Origin of the sequence: Roseibium sp. HPY-6 (assembly GCF_040530035.1) — a bacterium.
Classification (GTDB): domain Bacteria; phylum Pseudomonadota; class Alphaproteobacteria; order Rhizobiales; family Stappiaceae; genus Roseibium.
Genome location: NZ_JBEWCD010000002.1, coordinates 1,296,510 through 1,316,611, shown reverse-complemented (window position 1 = coordinate 1,316,611; position 20,102 = coordinate 1,296,510). Strand labels below are relative to the sequence as shown.

Below are 20,102 nucleotides of genomic sequence, written 5' to 3'. Positions count from 1 at the left end.
GAACTTCAGTCGTTTGTCCGGAAAACGTTCGTCACGACATAGGTCGCCAGCAGCACAAGGTGGAAGCCGAGCAGCGCGGCGACCTGAAGCGGATTGATCTGCGAAAATTCCAGCAATTCGCTCAGGACATGGATCGACGCAATGATCACGATCGTCGAGACGATCCTGTGCTTCATGCGCCGATAGGCTCTTTCGCTTTCCTTGATGAAGCCTTCGCCGTAAGCCGAGGCTTTCAGCCTGAACGTATTATAGGTGTTATTGGCCACCATCACGACGAGGTTTGCGATGAACACCATGTCCAAAAGATTCAAGATCAGAAGGATGGTCTTTTTCCGGTCCAGGAATTCGTACGTCGCGATGGCGTCGTAGATGTCGATGAAGAATGTGATTAGGAACAGGACCATGCCAACGGACAGTCCAATCAGCATCGGAATCTGCGCCAACTGGGTCAACCGATGCGCAAGATCGAAGTCATTTGAAGGGTCGGCAGGCGGTTTCTGCTCGCTCATCGCACTTCCAGGTCATAAAGAGACAGCTTGTTGCAACGCACGCTAGAATGGTCAGGCGCTGCGATCAACATGTTAGCTCATCTCGATATCGAGACCGAGATCCAGGACCGGCGCTGAATGGGTGATCCATCCGGACGAAATCAGGTCCACGCCGGCCTCCGCGACGCTCTTCACCGTGTCGAGCTCAATTCCGCCTGAAGCTTCCAGAAGCGCTCGTCCATCGGTCAATGCAACCGCCTCGCGCAGCGTTTCCGGCGACATGTTGTCGAGCATGATCACATCGGGACCAGCGTTTAAGGCTTCGCTTAGCTGATCAAGCGTATCGACTTCCACCTCGATCTTCACCAGGTGCCCAGCAAAAGCCTTAGCCGCTTCGATCGCTTTCCGCACGCCCCCGGCTACGGCAATATGGTTGTCCTTGATCAGGATGGCATCGTCGAGCCCAAAACGATGGTTTGAGCCGCCACCGCATTTCACTGCGTATTTCTCAAAGGCCCTCATGCCCGGCGTCGTCTTACGGGTGCAGACAATGTTCGCCTTCGTGTGACGAATGGCCTCGGCGAACCGGCTTGTTGCCGTCGCGATGCCAGACAAGTGACCCATGAAATTCAAGGCGACGCGTTCCGCAGACAGAAGCGCACGCGCCGGTCCCTGAATGCGGGCAACAATATCCTTGGGCGACAGGTGATCGCCGTCCTGTTTTGTCGCCTCGAAGATCAGTCCGGGATCCGTCTGGCGGAAAGCGCTCTCTGCAAAGGCGAGCCCACAGAGCACACCCGGCTTGCGCGCGGCTATCGTCGCACTGGCAAGGGCCGTCTTGGGAAGCGTTGCCTGGCTGGTAATGTCACCGGCGCGCCCCCAGTCTTCAAGAAGCGCGGACTTGACCGCCTCTTGTACCAAGAGGTCAGGAAGGTGGGGGAGCAGCATTTCGCTCATGTCTTCGCGTCCTCTCAGGCTGATTCCAAGGCGCTAGCGGAGATGGCTTCAACCTCTTTCAGGCTGGTATAGGACCGCTTTGCCAGATCCGGATTTTCCTCGGGGAAATCCTTGCGGAAATGGCCGCCTCTGCTCTCCTGACGCTTTAGGGCCGATGCGGCGATGATCTTGCCGGTGATCATCATGTTCTTGATCGACTGGCGCACACAGGTTTTTTCGGCCTCCGCGATATCGGCAAGCGCCCTTTTCAGCCCGTCTGCGTCCCGCAAAACGCCGACGTTTTTCGAAAGCGTTTCACGCAGCACGGTGATTGACCCGCGTTCTTCCACGTTGCGCTGGCTTGGCAGGCCTGGCGCGTCGTCCATCTCATCCCAGAAAGCGCTCCTGGGCGTCGGCATGAGACCCTGGATATCTTCTGCGATACGGGCCGCGAAGACGACCGCTTCAAGCAGCGAGTTGGATGCGAGCCTGTTGGCGCCATGTGCTCCGGTTGAGGCCACTTCCCCGGCGGCCCAAAGACCGTCCAGCGACGTGCGCCCGTTCGCGTCCGTCAGAACGCCGCCCATATGGTAGTGTTCGGCGGGCGCGACCGGCAGCGGCTGTTTCTCCGGGTCTATCCCTGCTGCTGTTGCAGCGGCGTAAACGGTTGGAAACTCGTCCTTGAATTTCGCACCGATGGCTTCCCGGCAATCGAGAAACGCTCCGCGCCCTTCCTCGATCTCTCTGAATATTGCGCGTGCGACAATGTCGCGGGGGGCGAGTTCGCGATCGGGATGGACACCCTCCATGAACCGATCACCCGCCTTGTTGACCAGAAATGCGCCTTCGCCGCGCAAGGCCTCGGTTGCCAAGGGAGACGGGTCCTTGCCGACATCAAGCGCGGTCGGGTGGAATTGAACGAATTCCGCATCGGCAATGACGGCGCCAGCCCGCGCGGCCATTGCAAGGCCATGGCCATTGGCCTCCTGAGGGTTGGTGGTCAGGCCGTAAAGATGGCCAACGCCGCCGGAAGCGAGCACCACTGCCTTCGCCGGGAAAGCCATCCGCGTGATGCCGCCGCGCCGGCGTACCAAAACACCGGTGACGTAACGGCCCTCACCGAGAAAACTCTCGCCGATATAGCCTTCCAGGACGCGGATCGATGGCGTTTTGCGCACGGCGTCGAGCAAGGCGTTCATAATCGCGCGGCCGGCCATGTCGCCGCGCACGCGTACAACGCGGCTTTGTGAATGCGCCGCCTCGCGGGAAAGCTGAAGGCGGCCTTCCAGATCCTGGTCGAAGGGCACGCCATAGGATAGAAGATCATGGACCCGCGCGCTTCCCTCACGCGTCATCTGGTCGACAATTTTCGGTTCGCCGATACCGCATCCCGCGGCCAGCGTGTCGTCCCGGTGTTTTTCGACCGAATCCTGCTCGGAAATCGCGGCGGCGATGCCACCCTGCGCCCAGGCAGAAGAAGCCCCCTGCCCTATCGGTGCATTGGTGATGACTGTAACCGGTCGCGGGCTCAGCTTGAGCGCGCAGAAAAGGCCGGCGAGCCCGCCTCCCAATATGACGACATCGTCCACATCCTTGCCGAAATAGGCAGGTACGAAATCCTCAACCGACACGGCCATTGGAAACTTCCTGGAACTGTGGGCATAGCCCGAATGATCATCCGGACCCTCAACCTGAAGGTCCGGAGGAATGCATTGCGCGGTTTAGGCCAAGGCGGGTCAGATTTTCAAGTTGATCATCCGCTCAACGGCTGTCCGCGCGCGATCTGCGACGGCAGGATCTACAATCACCTCTTCCTTCATCTCGATGAGGCTATCGAGGATCTTGCCGAGCGTGATGCGCTTCATGTGCGGACACAGGTTGCAAGGGCGGATGTAGTCAACGCCCGGGGTTTCGCTGGCGACGTTGTCTGCCATGGAGCACTCGGTGACCATCATAACCTTTTCCGGCCTTTTGGTCTTGACCCAGTTGATCATGTGCGCCGTGGATCCGGCAAAATCGGCTTCGGCGACAACCTCAGGCGGGCATTCCGGATGCGCGATGATCTTTACGTCCGGCTCGATGCGCCGGTAGTCGCGCAGCTCTTCGGCTGTGAACCGTTCATGCACCTCACAAGCACCGTCCCAGACCAACACTTCGACATCTGTCTTGTTGCCGACATTGGCTGCGAGATACTTGTCCGGAATGAGGAAGACCCTGTCGACCCCAAAGCTCTCAACCACCTGAAGCGCGTTTGACGAGGTGCAGCAGATATCGCATTCCGCCTTCACATCCGCGGACGTATTCACATAGGTGATGATCGGCACACCCGGATTGCGCTCGCGCAGGGCGCGCACATCAGCGCCGGTAATGGATTCTGCGAGTGAGCAACCGGCACGCATGTCCGGAATTAGAACCGTTTTTTCCGGGCTCAGGATCTTGGAGGTTTCCGCCATGAAGTGGACGCCGCACTGGACGATCACTTCGGCATCGGTGCGCGTTGCCTCGATCGCAAGCTGGAGGCTGTCGCCAACAATGTCCGCAACGCCGTGGTAGATATCCGGTGTCATGTAGTTGTGCGCCAGGATCACGGCATTGCGCTCTTTCTTGAGCGCGTTGATCGCGTGGACAGTCGGTGCAAGAGCCGCCCATTCGAAGGCCGGGATGAAATGCTTCACCTTCTCGTAAATAGGCGCGGTCGCCTCCGCAATTGCAGGCGTATAGCTGAGTTCCGGACGTGTCACCGGTCCAAAGCGCTCCAGCGCTGTCAGACCGGTCGTAACGGGTTCGGAAACCGAATAGGCTTTCTGGGCAACTGTCATGGCGCCCCCTCCTTCATGCAGGCTGAAACCGGAGTTTCAACTTACGAGACTTTATACTCAAGTTGAGCATATACCCCGCAAAAGAAAACGGGCACAGCGGCCCATACCTTTTGCTCTTTCAGAGTTTATATAAGCGGTACGTGACCAAAAATCCATCACTTTCCGTCTTGTTTTTTTCGGTTTGCTTTTTCCGTATAAGTTTCAGAGAGTTGGCGAGAATTTTTTTGCCGCGATTATAGCCAGCTAATGAGTTAGCTCGATCTTTGCGTTAAGGTGCGGACCTTGTGTGAAAGTCAAATTCTGTTTTTTGATCCAACGATCAAAATTTCGCGTTTTACGATTTTAGGTAAGCGGCTATCTTGTCGGCAACTCCCGATACGAGGTTCTAGATGACAGCCGCATCAACGCCGGCCCGCACAGGTCCAAACATACCTCTCATCATCGTCTGCGGTTGTCTCATCGCGCTCTTTTCCTTTGGGCCACGATCGGCCATGGGCCTCTTTTTCCAACCGATGACGGAGGCCAGGGACTGGAGTCGGGAGATATTTGCGCTTGCCATTGCCATACAGAACCTGGTCTGGGGTATCGGACAACCATTTGCGGGAATGTTTGCGGATCGGTTCGGAACGTGGAAGAGCATGACGATCGGTGCATTGCTCTACTGCGCCGGTCTTTTGATCATGATCGACGCTGAAAGTGCTGTGGCCTTGCATGTGTCCGCAGGCATTCTAATCGGGCTCGGGATCGCCTTTTCGTCTTTCTCGCTGGTTCTGGCGGCATTCGGACGGACGGTTTCGCCTGAGCAACGCTCGCTCGCATTCGGTATCGGAACCGCTTCCGGATCGCTCGGTCAGTTCCTGTTCGCGCCAATGGGCGGCGCCCTCATTGCGAATATCGGCTGGCAGGACACGCTGATCGTGTTTGCGGGTCTCGTTGCGTTGATCCCACTGCTTGCCATCGCACTGAGAGGCAAGTCCGAGCAGCCTCCAGGTACGTCCGTAGCCAACGACCAAAAAATCAGCAGTGCTGTTGCCGAGGCTTTCAAAACACGCGGATTTATTCTTCTGACAATTGGCTTTTTCGTTTGCGGCTTTCACGTTGCCTTCATCACGGTACATTTGCCGCCCTTTATCGCTGACGTCGGTCTCGATCCGAGCTGGGGAGCATGGGCAATCGCGCTCATCGGGCTGTGCAACATCGCCGGCTCACTCGCGTCTGGCTACATCGGCGGCCGCTATTCAAAACCGATCTTTCTGTCGCTGATCTACCTCGGCAGGTCGATCGCCATTTTTGCCTTCATCATGCTGCCGATCACACCGGCCTCCGTCCTGATCTTTTCCGGCGTGATGGGGCTGCTCTGGCTTTCCACCATCCCGCCGACATCGGGTCTTGTCGCAGTGATGTTCGGTCCCCGCTACATGGCAACGCTGTTCGGCTTTGTATTCCTGTCGCACCAGATCGGGAGCTTTCTGGGGGTCTGGCTTGGCGGCAGGCTCTATGACGAAACGGGGTCCTACGACGCCATCTGGTGGTGCGGTATCGTGCTTGGCATTCTGGCGGCCATAATCCACTGGCCGATCGAGGAAAAGCCTGTGCCAAGGCTCGCACAGCAAGCGGCGGAATGATGAAAGGCGCAATTCGCGCAAGGGCGAACAAAATCCATTGAGCTCACCGCGATGAAAACAATCGCAGATGTCCCGGTTTATCCGAGCAGAGGCTTTGCCTGCGCAAACGACAACAACCGCCTGGATTCTTCATCCCACAAGTGAAGACGGACACTGGCAAGACTTTGCCGGATCGTCATGCGGTTACGTTCCGCCAGATCCTTGTGATCCTTCAGCACTTCCGGAAGCCGATAGAACGGGATCCTGCTATTGAGGTGATGCACATGATGGATGCCGATGTTGGCGCTGGACCACCTTAAAACCGATGGCAGCACGTAATGCGAGCTTCCGTGCAGGGCCGCATCATGCAATTGCCAGTCCTCTTCCACATCCCAATGCGTCGTTTCAAACTGATGCTGAACGTAAAACAGCCAAACACCCAGCGTCGCGGCGAGAATTGTCGTTGGGAAAAAAATCAACAGGATCGGCATCCAGCCGCCAAACTTCAGGATAAGTGCCAGGGCCACAACAATCGCAAGATTTGTCGCCATGGCGTAAACCCAATATCTGAAGCTGGCCATATAGCCGAAGGGCAGGCGGTTCTCCAAAAAGAACGTGTAGAATGGTCCAAGGCCAAACATCACGAACGGCGACCGATAGAGCCTGTACCAAAACCGGCTAAGCGGCCTCAGCGCTCGATATTCAGCGACGGTCAAAGTGTGAATGTCACCTATGCCGCGCTGGCCCAGATTTCCCGAGGAACTGTGGTGCAACGCATGTGACCGGCGCCAGACATCATAGGGTGTCAATGTCACAACCCCTATCGCCCGACCCAGCCAGTCGCTGACTGCGCGGTTTTTGAAAAACGACCCGTGCCCGCAATCGTGCTGGATCGCGAAAAGTCGAACCAGAAAAGCAGCGTTGATCAGGGAGATAATTGCGGAAAGCCAGTAACTGACATCGAGTGACAACCAGGCCAAAACCCACAGGAACAAGAACGGGCCCACCGTTACTGCCAGCTCAAAGGAACTGCGAAGCGTGCTCGGATCGCGATATCGGGCAAGGATAGCCACCCAGTCACGCGGCGCTCGGACTTCCGGCGCAGTGCCAGAGGCATCATCTAGTTCGCACATAAACCTGCTTCTTGTTATTCAACTTCCTACATAGCCAGTTGAAAAACGCTTGCAATGGTATTGTGCAAGGTGAGCAAACAATTCTTTGTATATGCCCCGAAAAACCGCCCCTGCGTTGTGGCTCGGCAATAACGCTACCAAACCACCGCTTCAATTTCGCGCGAACAAGTCGAGTCCGTTTCAAATTTATCAAGCAGGTGCAAAGCGCTTGGAAACCGCTTCGTCGCTGCTCCGGTAGTCCTCAAACCCCATGCGCGAATAATAGGCAATGCCGCCGGTGTTTTCCCTGCGGATCGTTGCGTCGATAAATGAAACGCCGGCCTGTCTTGCGGCTGCCGCAGTGCTTTCAAACAGAGCGCGGCCAATGCCTTTTCCGTGGATCTCCGGGTCGACATATGTCCCAATGATTGCCCAGTCAGCCGGTAGTCTTTTCTCTTCAGGCCAAGTGGGATCACACCACAAAAGAGCCTGAAACCCACAGATCTTTTGGTCCTCAACCGCAATGTGACAGGCGATCGCGAGTTCCGGAGCAATAAACTCGCTCATGATTTTCGTATCGTCGAAAAGGTCGCGATAGGCGGTCGTGCCTCCGATCGCGATAATACGGTTAAGCAGCACGGCCATCTCCTCGGCATCTTGCGGCGAAGCCGCCCGAACTTCTATGGACAAAGCGCGTTCCTTCCCTTTTCAATGCCTTGATACGCTTGGCATCGACGCACCAGGCTACCCCGAGACTTTTGAGAAATCCGCGACAACGTGGGTCGCATCGCGGATCTCAGCAAGCAGCTGCAAGCGGTTCGTGCGCAGAGCGGGGTCTTCCGCATTGACCAGAATATCTTCGAAGAACCGGTCGACAGGCGCCCTCAGTTTTGACAGGGCCTCCATCGCGCCTTCAAAGTTTTCCGCCGAAACAGCGCTTTCAGCCTCGGCGCGGGCTGTTCCGATTGCCGCAGCAAGATCTATCTCGGCCTGTTCCTGAAAGTGATCCGCATGCGGTTTGCCGGAAACCGGTGCGCCGTCCTTCTTTTCTTCCGCCTTCAGGATGTTGACCGCGCGCTTGTAGCCCGCAATCAGGTTTGCACCATCATCGGAGGAAACGAAGCTGCCGAGCGCCTCGACGCGTTTGACGATCATCAGAAGGTCGTCCTGATCTTCAAGCGCAAAAACGGCGTCTATCAGATCATGACGTGCACCTTCGTCCTTCAGATGCACCTTCAAGCGGTCCGCAAAGAAGGAGAGAAGGTCGGTCACAAGGGCACCCGGATCAGCTACGTCTACGTCAATCGGTTTGAGCGCCGAAGGGATTGCATCGCCGACGCGCAGCCTGAGACCGTTCTCCAGAACGATCCGGATCACACCGAGGGCGGCGCGGCGCAAGGCATAGGGATCCTTGGATCCGGTTGGTTTTTCCTCGATTGCCCAGAACCCTGCAAGCAAATCCAGCTTTTCCGCGAGTGCGACGGCAATCGCAACAGGATCCGTTGGAACCTTGTCGCTCGGCCCTTGCGGCTTGTAGTGCTCTTCAATTGCGGTTGCCACTGACGGATCTTCACCCTGCGCGGCTGCATAGTAGCGACCCATCAGACCTTGCAGCTCCGGGAACTCGAATACCATGTTGGAGACAAGGTCCGCCTTGGCAAGTTCTGCAGCCCGTTTTGCCTTGGCCTGATCTGCGCCGACCAATGGAGCGAGCTCCCCCGACAAGGCGATCAGGCGCTCAACCCGCGCACCGACACTGCCGAGCTTTTCGTGGAACTTCACCTCGTTCAGATTTGGCAGATTGTCGGACAGGCGCGATTTGAGATCGGTCTCCCAGAAAAAACGCGCGTCCGACAAACGTGCACGGATGACCTTTTCATTCCCCGCGACAATCAGTTTGCCGCCGTCATCGGCGACGATGTTCGAAACCAGAACAAATCTGTTCGCCAAACGACCGGATTGCGGATCTTTCAGGACAAAGCATTTCTGATTGACCCGGATCGTGAGCTGGATGCACTCATCCGGAATTTCGAGAAAGTCCTCGTCGAAGCTCCCCGTCAGCACGACCGGCCACTCCACGAGGCCGGCGACCTCTTCGAGAAGACCATTGTCTTCAACGAGATCCAGACCGAGTGCGAGCGCGCGATCTTTCGCATCGTTGAGGATAATGTCCTTGCGCCGATCGGCGTCGAGAACGACTTTGTGCTTTTCAAGGCCGGTCGCATAATCGTCGAAGCGGCGCACGGTGAATGCTTCGTCGGCCAGAAAACGATGACCACGGGTCGTCTTGTCTGAGTTTATGCCGTCGAACTCAAAGGGCACCAACTCCGGTTCTTCGGTCTCTGGGCCGAAGGTCGCAACAATCGAATGGAGGGGGCGGACCCATCGCGTCGTCGTCGTTCCCCATCGCATGGATTTCGGCCAGGGAAATCCGCGCAAGATTGCGGGCATGAATTCCGCGATGATCTCGATTGCGGACTGGCCTGGCTTTTCGATTACAGCGACGTAGAAATCACCTTTTTTCGGATCGTTTTGAACCTTTGCCTGGTCAATCGACGCAAGTCCAGCTCCGCGCAAGAAGCCTTCTATCGCCTTTTCCGGAGCCCCGACGCGCGGTCCTTTTCGCTCCTCGCGCGTTGCCGCCGATCCTACTGGAACGCCGGCAACGTGTAAAGCCAACCGGCGCGGCGTTGCAAAAGCCTTAGCGCCTTCATATGGCAAACCCGCATCCACCAGGGCGTTGGTTACGAGGGTTTTCAGATCTTCGGCCGCCTTGCGTTGCATACGGGCCGGAATTTCTTCGCTGAAAAGTTCAAGCAGAAGATCGGGCATGGAAACTTTGGCCTTCGGTCTTGGTAAGATACGTCCGGAAACAGCAGTGCGTCCGTTACCAACTCAACGGCGACTTGTCACCCTTTTTCCGGTCTTCCGCCTATCGCGTACCCCGGCACAAATACCGATACCAAATCAGCGCTTTGCTTCATTCTTCTTCAAGAAATAAATGCAAAACTGGAGGTCTGATTAGACAGTTAGCAGTATCAGGACGGAAGAGTGATCAACAGAGGAGCCACAGGCGGCCGTCTCATGGCACGCTCAATGGCCGCGCTATTTGCCGCGGCTATACTTGGTTTCGTCGTGCTGCAATTCATTCCGCATCTTCTGGAAGACTCCCACTCAAACAGCCCGCATCTTTATTTCGACATAGCGACCGGTGTTTTCATGGTGGTCGCCCTCACCGGTGTCGGCTACGGCTTGTGGGCAACGCGCAGGCTGCGCAAGGAACTGAGCGAAAGATCTTCGGAGCATTCTGAAGCGCTGGCGCTGGCGCAACATGACGCGCTCACAGGGCTTCCCAACCGGCGTCGGCTGCTTGAAGCCTTCAGCGATCTTAGCCGAAACGTCAAAGACGAGTCATTCCGAGCCATCATGATGCTGGACCTTGATGGTTTCAAACCGATCAATGACGTTTACGGCCATGCTTTCGGCGACAAGTTGCTGCGCAGTTTCGCAGACCGGCTTGCTGAAACCGTGGGATCGGATGGCATTGTTGCCCGCCTCGGCGGTGATGAGTTCGCAATCGTGTCACCTGTATTCAAGGACAAGACCGAAGTGTCCGGCTTTGCTCGCCGGCTTCTGACACGCCTTGGCGACCGGTTTGAATTCGGCGAACGCCAGATTTCGATCGGCACGGGGATCGGCATCGCGCTCTATCCGCATGACGGACACGCCATCACTGAGCTTTTGCGCCGGGCTGACATCGCCCTCTACCGGGCCAAATCCTCGGGCCGATCGACTTACCGCTTCTTTGAAGTGGATATGGATGCCTCGATCCTGCATCGCACGCTTCTGGAACAGAGGCTTCGACGCGCGATCGAAGATGAAGACGTCAAGGTGCACTATCAACCCATTCTCGACATGGATACTGGGCGAATAGCGGGATTTGAGGGGCTTGCCCGATGGTCGGATAGCGACTTCGGCATGGTTCCACCGAAACAATTCATTCCGATCGCCGAGGACTGCGGGATCATATCTGAGCTTACACGTCATCTTCTGGCGCAAGCTTGCACAACGGCACAGACGTGGCCTGATGAACTTTATCTCTCCTTCAACCTGTCGCCTGTCCAGTTACAGGACCCAGCTCTGCCGGAACAAATCAGAACTATCATAGATGCGTCCAGTTTCCCGCCTGAGCGCCTTGTTCTTGAGATCACGGAGACATCGCTCGTCAAGAACCCTGAATCGGCAAGACGCATTCTAACGGAGCTGACCGAGACCGGCATTACAATTGCGCTGGATGATTTCGGAGCCGGGCATTCTTCCCTGAGCTATCTCAGAGACTTTCCGATCAAGAAAGTGAAGATCGACAAATCCTTCACCGAACGAATGCTGTCCGACAAGCAGTGTGGTGCCATCGTGGAAGCGGTTCTGGTGCTTTCCAAGGGGCTTGATATTGACGCCGTCGCAGAGGGCGTTGAGCGCGGCGACGTACACGACGCCCTCAGCTCAAGCGGCTGCCATTACGGCCAGGGTTTCCTTTATGCCAAGGCGGTCACCGCAGATGCAGCCGCTGAGCTCCTGAAAATCCAGGCCGACGGCCGACTGCCTTTCGACGAGAATTCAAACGTCGCCTGAAGACACGAAAGTGCAACGTGACTGCTGCCGTTTGGGGCCAATGGTCTTCCATGTTCCTTACAGGGCGCACTTACCAGCCGCCGCCACCACCGCCTCCGCCGCCGCCGCCCGACGAACCGCTTGACGAGGAACCCGAGCTTGACGTCTCCGGGGCCGGCAGAGAGGAAACGAAGGATCCTGCAATTGCGCCTGCGGTTGCACCGACGCTCTCTGCGACATCTCTGGCATTGAATGATCTGCCCGAATACCAATCCGGGTGGTAGCCCGTTGCTGCCGAGGCTCCCGCTGCCGTCGCCAACCATCCTTCAAACGCTTCTGACCATGGTTTTTCGACGCCCAGCGCTACCGCGTAAGGAAGCAGTTTCTCGAAGTGAACCGTGCTCATGTCCGGCACATTGTTCATGTTCAGACGATCTTTTTCCGCAACAGAAAGATAGAGCTTCAGTCCCTCTATCTGGTCGAGAAACTGCCTGCCCAGCGTTGTCGGAGCATCGATGATCAAGAAGAAAACGATATTGATGCCCACGAGAATGGCGACGGAGACCGGAAAGGCGATCATCGAGGCAAGCGCGCCGGTTATCAGGTTGGCAAGAGTCGCTGCCAATCCCATCCCGAGGGCAAAGAAACCAAGGGTGAAAACCAGACGAAAGGGAAAGTTCAGAGAGCCAAGAGCCAACGCACCAAGCCCGGCGGAGAAAAAGGTCGCGAAGACGGAGAAGAACAGGAAAAGCATGACGAATTCCTGTTGCTGCGCTCCCAGAAATCCGAAGAAAATCAACAGACCGAACGTCGCCAGGCTGAGCAGAACGCCCGGGATCAGGTAGGTCCAGTTGCTCTTGAAGTACAATCCGCCGCTTTCGCGTTCGATAGCGCCTGTAAATTTTGATCCCAGCGCCTGGATCGACTGGCCGTTCGCTTCGTTCAGGGTCAAGGGGCTTCCCCTGCCGCTGAGCCATTTTTCCAGGGCGGCTTCGCCTTTTGGCAAACCTGAGCCAGGTGCTTCGCCGTTTCGGCCGTCCGGCAGAAGACTCAAGCTTATGTCGCCGCCATCCTCTTCCAGCTTCAGGCGCTTCTTGACGGCAAGACTGAGGCATGCGGCTGAAAGCGCTACCCACTGGTCATTTCCAAAGCCACGGTTTTCAATGTATTTGGCAAGGGCCGGTGAAATATTGGCAGGCGGCTGAAACCTCGGAAAGACCACGCCTCGTGCAGGATCGCGACCGACCCTGAGCCATGCCCAGAGATAGTAGAACAACACCAGTAGAATGCCGGTTCCACCAATCAGTTCGAGCCGGTAATCGCCCAAAAAATACTCAAATTCTTCAGCACCGGTCGGCCGCGCTACCGAACCAACAGGCATGTTGACGACGATCGTGAACCCTTCATTCGCCAAAAGTGACTGCGTGGTCGAGAAAAGAACTACGTTTCCATCATCCTCCACGCTTGCCCGATAGAATTGATCTCTCGAGCCGAAGGCACCGGTATAGGCCGTATTTTCCGTTGCTCTGACGCCGGATGGCAGCACAACGCGGGCAATGGCCTCGTCAATCGGGAAATTCCACTCGTTTCCGGTGGCATTCCAATAGAGCTGGTCTTCGGTCTCAAAGAATCGGATTTGCCGGTCCGTTTCGTACTTGATCGTATAGGTGTAGTTGCCCGGCTGAAGGAAAACGTTCTCCTCACCTACGTAAATCCGAACACCATCGGTACTGTCCCTGACAAAATGCGGAGCCGGACGCCCATCCTGCAGAACCTCCAGAAGTTTGAAACCAACCCTGTAGCTGCGCCCGTTTGCTCCGATCGCTGTCAACGGGAGGTCGCGAAAAATGCCCCGGCGGATCTCGCGTGCCTCCGAGCGAGCGGTGATCGTTTCGGTGACTGTCAGGACGCCGTTCTGCGCAACCTCGATATTGGAGACATATTTCAGGATGCGCTCATCTGCGTGAGCGCCCCAGCCGAGGCAAAGCAGGATCAGCGCCGCCAGTGCGCTCGCGGCGATACGTGAAATTTTCATGACGGACCCTTCTTAGAATTCGACGCCCGGGACGGCCCGGTCAGCCTCATCCTCGATCTCGAAATAGTCGGCCTTTTCAAATTTGAATTGCGTGGCGATCAGATTGGAGGGGAAACTTTCGACAGCCACATTCAGGCCCCTGACAGCGCCGTTGTAATATCTGCGCGACATCTGAATGGCGTTTTCGATTTCATCAAGTGACTGGTGCAGGTCCGAAAAATTCTCGCTTGCCTTCAGATCCGGATAAGCTTCCGCAACCGCAAAAAGGCGTCCGAGAGCCTGACCCAGCGCACCTTCAGCCTTTGCGCGCCCTGCGACGTCTTCCTTCGAAACCGCATTCGCAGAGGTTCGAAGTTGTGTAACCGCGTCGAGCGTTTCCGTCTCGTGCGCGGCATAGCCTTTGACTGTTTCGACAAGGTTGGGAATGAGGTTGGCGCGGCGCTTGAGCTGCACATCGATACCGCTCCAGCCTTCCTCGACCATCTGACGCTTTTTGACGAGCGTGTTGTAGAGAATGATCGCGTAAACCGACAGCGCAATCAAAAGTGCGAGAACAATCCAGGCCAACTTTCAGATCCCCTTTAAAGAACGATCCGGAAGCTAGCTGCTGCGGCTGGGATTGTCATCCTGCGCAAGCACGGTCTTTTGTTTCAATACCGTATCAAATGTCAGGAATGTTGCTGGAGGCGCCCGGCCGCCAGCAAACGTTTCAATCCAAAAAAAGGTTCAGGCTATTCAGCTGCCTGGTTGTGATAACCCACACCGCCCGCTTCGGTTTCCAGAAATGCCGCTCCGCAGGCCTTTGCCAGCTCGCGCACGCGCAGAATATAGCTCTGGCGCTCCGTCACGGAAATTACACCGCGGGCATCAAGCAGGTTGAAGGCGTGGCTGGCCTTGATGCACTGATCATAAGCCGGCAGGACTACCTGGTGCACGCTCGCGCCAACCTCTTCCCGCGCCTTCGCACCAGCTTCCAACAAGGCACGGCATTCAATTTCCGCGTCCTTGAAATGGCGGAACAGCATCTCGGTATCCGCATGCTCGAAATTGTGCCGCGAATACTCCTGCTCTGCCTGCAGGAAGACATCCCCGTAGGTGATCCTCGCGTCACCTTCCATGCCGTTGTAGTTGAGCTCGTAGACGTTATCGACACCCTGGATATACATGGCGAGACGCTCAAGCCCGTAAGTGAGTTCGCCGGAAACCGGTGAACATTCGAACCCGGCCACTTGCTGAAAGTAAGTGAACTGCGAAACCTCCATGCCATCGCACCAGCATTCCCAGCCAAGGCCCCAGGCACCCAGGGTCGGGCTTTCCCAGTCGTCTTCGACAAACCGGATATCGTGCAGTTTCGGATCCAGCCCGATGGCGTAAAGCGATTTCAGATAAAGGTCCTGCAGATCGGCCGGTGACGGCTTCAAGATGACCTGAAACTGGTAGTAGTGCTGCAGACGGTTCGGGTTTTCGCCATAACGCCCATCAGTCGGACGCCGCGACGGCTGAACATATGCGGCGCGCCACGGGCGCGGGCCGAGTGAGCGCAATGTGGTTGCCGGATGAAACGTCCCAGCCCCGACTTCCATGTCATATGGCTGAAGCACAACACAGCCCTGGTCCGCCCAGAACCGCTGGAGTGTCAGGATCAGACCCTGAAAGGAGTTTTCCGGGCGCATATGCGCCGGCAATGTGTCAGTCGACATGAATACCGCTTCCGCAAATGACGCGCTAAGGCGAGCCGGTCCCGCCTGCGCGAGGCGAGAGGTGCCATGATGCGGCGGCGAGGTCAAGACGAGGTTGCCGGGCCTGGCCAATCTGTCTCGCAGCGAACTGCGGGGTTGACCTTCCATCCGGCAGCGACTACCAAAAGCGCCGGTTCCAGACGCCTGCCGCTCGCAGACACAATGTCATGGTGAAGATCTGGTCTCGACGATTTTTCGTTCCTCCGCGCGTTTCGTGCAGGCGGCAATGCGAGCCCTTCCCTACAAGCGAAACGCCTTTATCTGGAGAACGGAATGTCCAACGACACGTCCCGGACGAATGTGTTTACGCACGGGGCTCTCGTCCCCACGCTTTTGAAAACCGCCCTTCCAATCATTCTGGTCATGAGCATGAACGGTCTGCTGACGGTTGCAGATGCCGCCTTTCTGGGTCACTACGTTGGGCCCGACGCGTTGAGCGCCGTTACGCTGATCTTTCCCGCCTACATGCTGCTTGTTGCTGGGGCAACGCTGGTTTCCAGCGGCATGTCCAGCATTCTTGCGCGCCATCTCGGCGCCAAGAGTTTCGACGCAGCGCGATCCGTATTTGCGGGCGCACATGGGCTGTCGCTCCTGGCAGGTGCTCTTGTCATATTTCTGTTCTGGGCGATCGGCTATCGGGCCATCCTTGTTGCCGCTGATGGATCAAAACCAGTTGCGCAGATGGCGTTCACCTATCTGGCGATCACGGCGTTCACTTCGCCCTTGCTCTTCGTCCTGTCTGTGCAGACCGACGCCCTGCGCAGCGAGGGTTACGTCGTGCAAATGGCCGGTATGAGCCTGCTCGTCTCCGTCGCGAACATTCTTTTCAACTTCGTGATGGTGGGGATTTTAAACTGGGGTGTGGCCGGATCGGCCTTCGGGACGGCTCTGGCGCAATTGGTCACGTTCACGGCCGTGCTCATTTTCCGACTGCGGGTTGCGACAATCCTGAAGCCCACCGTCCTGTTCACATACCCCTTACACGGATACTGGCGGTCGATCATTGCCCTTGGAGCACCGCAAAGTCTCAACTTCGCAGGCATCGGTCTGGCGTCCGCTGCGACAATCGCCGCCCTCCAGTATGTTGAATCAGACAGCTACGAAGCGACGATCGCCGCTTTCGGGATCATCACCCGCATCATGACCTTCGTCTTTCTGCCTCTGCTTGGTCTGACGCAGGCATTACAGGCGATGATTGGAAACAACTACGGCGCAAAGGAGTGGCGCCGCTCCGACGATACGCTGCGGTTGGGTCTTTTGACGGCCTTCATTTACTGCGTCAGTGCGCAGGCCGTGCTGTCGCTCTTTCCGGGTCCGATAGGGCTGCTATTCGTCGAAGATGAACGCGTCGTTGGTGAAATTGTCCGGATCATGCCGATCAACATCGCGCTGATGTGTGCCGCTGGACCACTTTTTGTGATCGCGGCTTATTTTCAAGCGTGTGGAGATGCGAAAAAGGCAGCCGTTATCAGTCTGGTCAAACCGTATGTGTTCTTTTTGCCGCTGTTGTTCGTTCTGCCCCATTTCTTCGGCGAAACAGGGATCTGGCTCACTGGCCCGGCTGCAGAATTTCTGCTGCTGGTCCTGACCGCGCTGCTGCTGTTCAGGGCATCGAAAAGACACTCGGCACGGTGGGGGCTCTTCACGGCGCCGAATTGACATAACCCAAGCCGTTGGGGTGGCCCGGCGGAGCGCCCGCTCCGCCTGGTCGGTCAGTTGCTTGGGCGGTACTTTCCTGTTTCCGGATCGAGTACGAGCTTGGCGCCGCGCCCATTCGGATCGGCCTTCGCCGCGGCCTTGGAGATCTGATTCTCGACTTCAGCCATCTTGCGCTTGACGCGCTGGACGATCCAGTAACCGCCGACGGCAAGAGCTGCAACACCAATCAGTTCCGTCATATCGTTCCCCTTTTGCTGTCCCACCTGACGCGAGCAATACGCCCATTTAAAGGCCGTAACGCATCCACAACGCCCGCTCTTCAACCGCTGAAATCAACTCGTCGCCCAAGCCTTCGGTCAGGCGCTGCCCCTTCTGGTTCACGCCGAGCCCCGCACGCCTGCCAAAGAGGCCCCGTGGCGCGGAGATCAGCCGTGGTTCCGTCTTCTCGCCGTATCTTTCCTTCAGAACGCCGCGCAAATCGCCTATCGCGTCGACAAGTCCGAGCTGAACGGCGGTTCGCCCCGTCCAGAACTTGCCCGTGAAAAGGTCCGGATCCTCGGTCAGAACATCGCCACGGCGGGATTTTACCAGTTCGATGAAGGTCTCATGGAGCTCAAGCTGGAGGCTTTTGAGATAGTCAATATCTTCAGGGACCTCCGGCTGAAAGGGATCGAGCGTCACCTTCTTCTCGCCGGCCGTATAGACGCGCCGGTCGACACCGATCTTCTTGATCATTTCTGTAAAGCCGAAGCCAGCCGCGACCACCCCTATGGAACCGACAATGGAGGACGGGTCGACGAAAATCTCGTCTCCCGCGACCGCGATCATGTAGCCCCCGCTTGCGGCGACATCTTCGACGAAGACAAGGACGTCCTTCTCGTTTTCCTTGGCCAGATCACGTATGCGCTTGAAAATCAGGCGCGACTGCACCGGAGACCCGCCCGGCGAATTGACGATCAGCGCGACCGCGGGAGCCTTTTTGACAGAAAACGCCTTCTCAAGCGGCATCGCCGCTGAGGCCAACGACAAGCCCGAGCGCATCGGACTTTGCATGCCGATCGCGCCTTGCAGGCGCACCACGGGAACGATCGTCTTGTCATTGCGGAATGGTTTGGGAAGGAAACGGCGGAAGGTAGAAAGCACGCTGGAAGGCCCTGAGAGAGGTCAAAACTCTCTTCGATATATGTATTCGAGCGGCACTTGCAAAGAGTGCCCCCGGGCAATTTCAGGAATAGGCTGAGAAGGTGTTGGCGGACGTTCAGGTGCCAAAGGCGCTGATGCGCTTTTTCGGTTTAATCTTCTCCGCTTCCTTTTTCTTTTCAGCTTCGCGATCCAGCAGAAGCGCAACCGCTTCAGGCGTCAGGTCCGGTTCCGGCTCGAAAGGCCAGTTCAGTTGAACACCCGCTTGACCGTCCTTGCGCCAGACAATTTTTGCGGCGATCGGCAAGTCCAGACCCGGAATGGAAATTTCAATATCCTGCGGCAGCCGGTCGAGCTTGGCCGCTTCAAGCCGGCATCCGGATTTACTCGCATCAACAATGCGTCCTTTGACGATGAAAGGACTGGTCTTGCCGTAGACAACAGTGCTGATCCAGACAGGACGGCGGATTTCGCGCCGTTTTTCACCCGGCTCCGTGTTCACCACCGAAAAGCTGATCCTGGCCTCATTGTCTCCGTAGGCAATGACCGTCCCGCGAACCAGTTTGTCGTAGCCATTCAGCCGCAGCCCTACCTCTTCCTTGAGTAGGTCGACCTTGTCGGAAACGATCCAGCATCCCTTGTCAGTGAGGTCCAAGGCACTGGCCTCAAAGCAGCTCATATCCGCCAGATCCACGACCAGCGCGGGAACGCAGCTATCGGCAACTTTGACCTCATTGACGTTTGACACTTTCCCCTCCAGCTCAACTACACCCAAGCCTACAACCTGAAGACTGAAAACGGCGTTAACGTCGGGGAAGAGCGGCGCGTCAGGTTCCTTCCAGCTTCAATTGGATGCTGAGAAAATCGCGCCACGAAAGACGCTTTTCCAGGGGGCTGCGCAGAAGATAAGCCGGGTGATAGGTTGCAATCGCATCAATGTCACGACCTGAGACCGGATACTTCATCCAGCGGCCACGCATCTTTCGAATTCCGTCCTGAACACCCAACAGGTTCTTTGCGGATGCTGCGCCCAGAAAGACAATCACGTCCGGGTTGACAAGCTCGATCTGCCTTCTGATGAAGGGCTTGCAGATTTCCGTCTCCTGCGGTGTCGGCGTGCGGTTACCCGGCGGACGCCATGGAACGACATTGGCGATGTAAGCTGAAGACCGATCAAGACCGATAGCTGTGAGCATACGGTCCAGAAGCTGACCGGACCTGCCGACAAACGGTTTCCCCTGCAGATCCTCATCGCGTCCGGGCGCCTCGCCGACAAACATCAACCGGGCCGCAGGATTGCCGTCCGCGAATACCAGCTTCTTCGCCGTCAGTTTCAAATTGCATCCGTCGAAAGCCTCCAGGCAGGCCCGCAGTTCTTCCAGTGACACGGCCGACGCGGCCTGGTCTCGCGCCGAGGCGACAACTTCCCGATCCGGAATGACAGCTGGATTGTTCGGTTTGGCTGGTTGTGCTGTTCGCGGTTGCGGTGCCAAGCCAGTGGGAACCGGTGCCGCGCGGTCATGCGCGGGCGGTTCCGCGGGTGCGGTCCGGTGCGCGACTTCAGATGCCTGAGGCTGTTGCCGCACCGGAGCCTTCCTCCGGCTTAGCTCCGTCCAGTCGACAGGACTGTCACCCAAAAAACAATCGACACCGGCGTCGATATAGAACTCCAGCAGGCTTTCGATGTTTTTCAGGTCTTCACTAGAATGTTGCAAGAAATTGGCCTCCGGTACGGGATATTATCCGGTACGCCTGTTCGTACAAGCGGCGCAGCGCCGCCTTGGTGCAGGACAACTGCGTTTCACACACCTGTACACATCTATTCCCGTGAAACCAAAATCATTTCCGCTTACGTAAGCGTAACTTATTTCGCTTGACGCTTTGATGCGGCTTTGGTCTATCTGGGCGAAATTCGACCAATATGGGGCCGGATTTCGCAAAGAGAATAGAAAAAAATCG

17 protein-coding genes are annotated in these 20,102 nt (G+C 56.9%); 3 read left to right on the top strand and 14 right to left on the bottom strand.

Annotated features, from left to right (window positions below; all coding sequences use genetic code 11):
• Nucleotides 1-5: 5 nt before the first annotated feature.
• The 4 genes from ABVF61_RS17470 to nadA all read right to left on the bottom strand — a co-directional run bounded on the left by ABVF61_RS17470 (nucleotide 6) and on the right by nadA (nucleotide 4,243).
• Nucleotides 6-509: a YqhA family protein gene (locus ABVF61_RS17470; RefSeq protein ID WP_353994810.1), complete on the bottom strand. Its 504-nt coding sequence runs from the start codon at nucleotides 507-509 to the stop codon at nucleotides 6-8.
• Between the two features lie 72 nt (nucleotides 510-581).
• On the bottom strand, nucleotides 582-1,445 hold the full coding sequence (gene nadC, locus ABVF61_RS17465) for a carboxylating nicotinate-nucleotide diphosphorylase (RefSeq protein ID WP_353994809.1): 864 nt from the start codon (nucleotides 1,443-1,445) through the stop codon (nucleotides 582-584).
• Between the two features lie 14 nt (nucleotides 1,446-1,459).
• On the bottom strand, nucleotides 1,460-3,061 hold the full coding sequence (locus ABVF61_RS17460; RefSeq protein ID WP_353994808.1) for an L-aspartate oxidase: 1,602 nt from the start codon (nucleotides 3,059-3,061) through the stop codon (nucleotides 1,460-1,462).
• A gap of 99 nt (nucleotides 3,062-3,160) precedes the next feature.
• A complete protein-coding gene (gene nadA, locus ABVF61_RS17455) occupies nucleotides 3,161-4,243 on the bottom strand; it encodes a quinolinate synthase NadA (RefSeq protein ID WP_353994807.1) in 1,083 nt (360 codons plus the stop codon).
• Between the two features lie 389 nt (nucleotides 4,244-4,632).
• Between nadA and ABVF61_RS17450 the strand changes: the two genes are divergently transcribed.
• Nucleotides 4,633-5,868, top strand: a complete 1,236-nt coding sequence (locus tag ABVF61_RS17450) for an MFS transporter (RefSeq protein WP_353994806.1) — start codon at nucleotides 4,633-4,635, stop codon at nucleotides 5,866-5,868.
• Between the two features lie 77 nt (nucleotides 5,869-5,945).
• Here ABVF61_RS17450 and ABVF61_RS17445 read toward each other — a convergent pair whose 3' ends face one another.
• The 3 genes from ABVF61_RS17445 to glyS form a co-directional block, all read right to left on the bottom strand.
• The gene (locus ABVF61_RS17445; RefSeq protein WP_353994805.1) at nucleotides 5,946-6,980 is read right to left on the bottom strand and encodes a fatty acid desaturase; all 1,035 of its coding nucleotides are present in this window, start codon (nucleotides 6,978-6,980) and stop codon (nucleotides 5,946-5,948) included.
• A 189-nt stretch (nucleotides 6,981-7,169) separates the two neighbouring features.
• Nucleotides 7,170-7,649: a GNAT family N-acetyltransferase gene (locus ABVF61_RS17440; protein ID WP_353994804.1), complete on the bottom strand. Its 480-nt coding sequence runs from the start codon at nucleotides 7,647-7,649 to the stop codon at nucleotides 7,170-7,172.
• Between the two features lie 54 nt (nucleotides 7,650-7,703).
• Complete coding sequence (gene glyS / locus ABVF61_RS17435) at nucleotides 7,704-9,791, bottom strand: glycine--tRNA ligase subunit beta (RefSeq protein WP_353994803.1); 2,088 nt, start codon at nucleotides 9,789-9,791, stop codon at nucleotides 7,704-7,706.
• A 252-nt stretch (nucleotides 9,792-10,043) separates the two neighbouring features.
• Here glyS and ABVF61_RS17430 point away from each other — a divergent pair, with 252 nt between their 5' ends.
• Nucleotides 10,044-11,591 carry a putative bifunctional diguanylate cyclase/phosphodiesterase gene (locus ABVF61_RS17430; protein WP_353994802.1) on the top strand — a complete coding sequence of 516 codons (1,548 nt, stop codon included), beginning with the start codon at nucleotides 10,044-10,046 and terminating at the stop codon, nucleotides 11,589-11,591.
• 70 nt (nucleotides 11,592-11,661) lie between these two features.
• Here the strand turns inward: ABVF61_RS17430 and ABVF61_RS17425 are convergent, their stop codons facing one another.
• The 3 genes from ABVF61_RS17425 to ABVF61_RS17415 form a co-directional block, all read right to left on the bottom strand.
• On the bottom strand, nucleotides 11,662-13,605 hold the full coding sequence (locus ABVF61_RS17425; RefSeq protein WP_353994801.1) for a DUF2207 domain-containing protein: 1,944 nt from the start codon (nucleotides 13,603-13,605) through the stop codon (nucleotides 11,662-11,664).
• A gap of 12 nt (nucleotides 13,606-13,617) precedes the next feature.
• Nucleotides 13,618-14,163, bottom strand: coding sequence for a LemA family protein (locus ABVF61_RS17420; RefSeq protein ID WP_502950010.1), 546 nt, complete (start codon nucleotides 14,161-14,163; stop codon nucleotides 13,618-13,620).
• A gap of 173 nt (nucleotides 14,164-14,336) precedes the next feature.
• Nucleotides 14,337-15,278 carry a glycine--tRNA ligase subunit alpha gene (locus ABVF61_RS17415; RefSeq protein ID WP_502950009.1) on the bottom strand — a complete coding sequence of 314 codons (942 nt, stop codon included), beginning with the start codon at nucleotides 15,276-15,278 and terminating at the stop codon, nucleotides 14,337-14,339.
• Nucleotides 15,279-15,617: 339 nt separating this feature from the next.
• Here ABVF61_RS17415 and ABVF61_RS17410 point away from each other — a divergent pair, with 339 nt between their 5' ends.
• Nucleotides 15,618-17,003 carry an MATE family efflux transporter gene (locus tag ABVF61_RS17410; RefSeq protein ID WP_353994798.1) on the top strand — a complete coding sequence of 462 codons (1,386 nt, stop codon included), beginning with the start codon at nucleotides 15,618-15,620 and terminating at the stop codon, nucleotides 17,001-17,003.
• 53 nt (nucleotides 17,004-17,056) lie between these two features.
• On the opposite strand, the gene ABVF61_RS17405 is transcribed toward ABVF61_RS17410, so the two are convergent.
• From ABVF61_RS17405 to ABVF61_RS17390, 4 genes are all read right to left on the bottom strand, one after another.
• Nucleotides 17,057-17,242 carry a hypothetical protein gene (locus tag ABVF61_RS17405; RefSeq protein ID WP_299480237.1) on the bottom strand — a complete coding sequence of 62 codons (186 nt, stop codon included), beginning with the start codon at nucleotides 17,240-17,242 and terminating at the stop codon, nucleotides 17,057-17,059.
• 46 nt (nucleotides 17,243-17,288) lie between these two features.
• Complete coding sequence (locus tag ABVF61_RS17400) at nucleotides 17,289-18,146, bottom strand: S49 family peptidase (protein WP_353994797.1); 858 nt, start codon at nucleotides 18,144-18,146, stop codon at nucleotides 17,289-17,291.
• A 115-nt stretch (nucleotides 18,147-18,261) separates the two neighbouring features.
• A complete protein-coding gene (locus ABVF61_RS17395; RefSeq protein ID WP_353994796.1) occupies nucleotides 18,262-18,891 on the bottom strand; it encodes a PilZ domain-containing protein in 630 nt (209 codons plus the stop codon).
• A gap of 79 nt (nucleotides 18,892-18,970) precedes the next feature.
• Entirely contained in the window at nucleotides 18,971-19,858 is an 888-nt protein-coding gene (locus ABVF61_RS17390; RefSeq protein WP_353994795.1) for a uracil-DNA glycosylase, read from the bottom strand.
• Nucleotides 19,859-20,102: the final 244 nt, after the last annotated feature.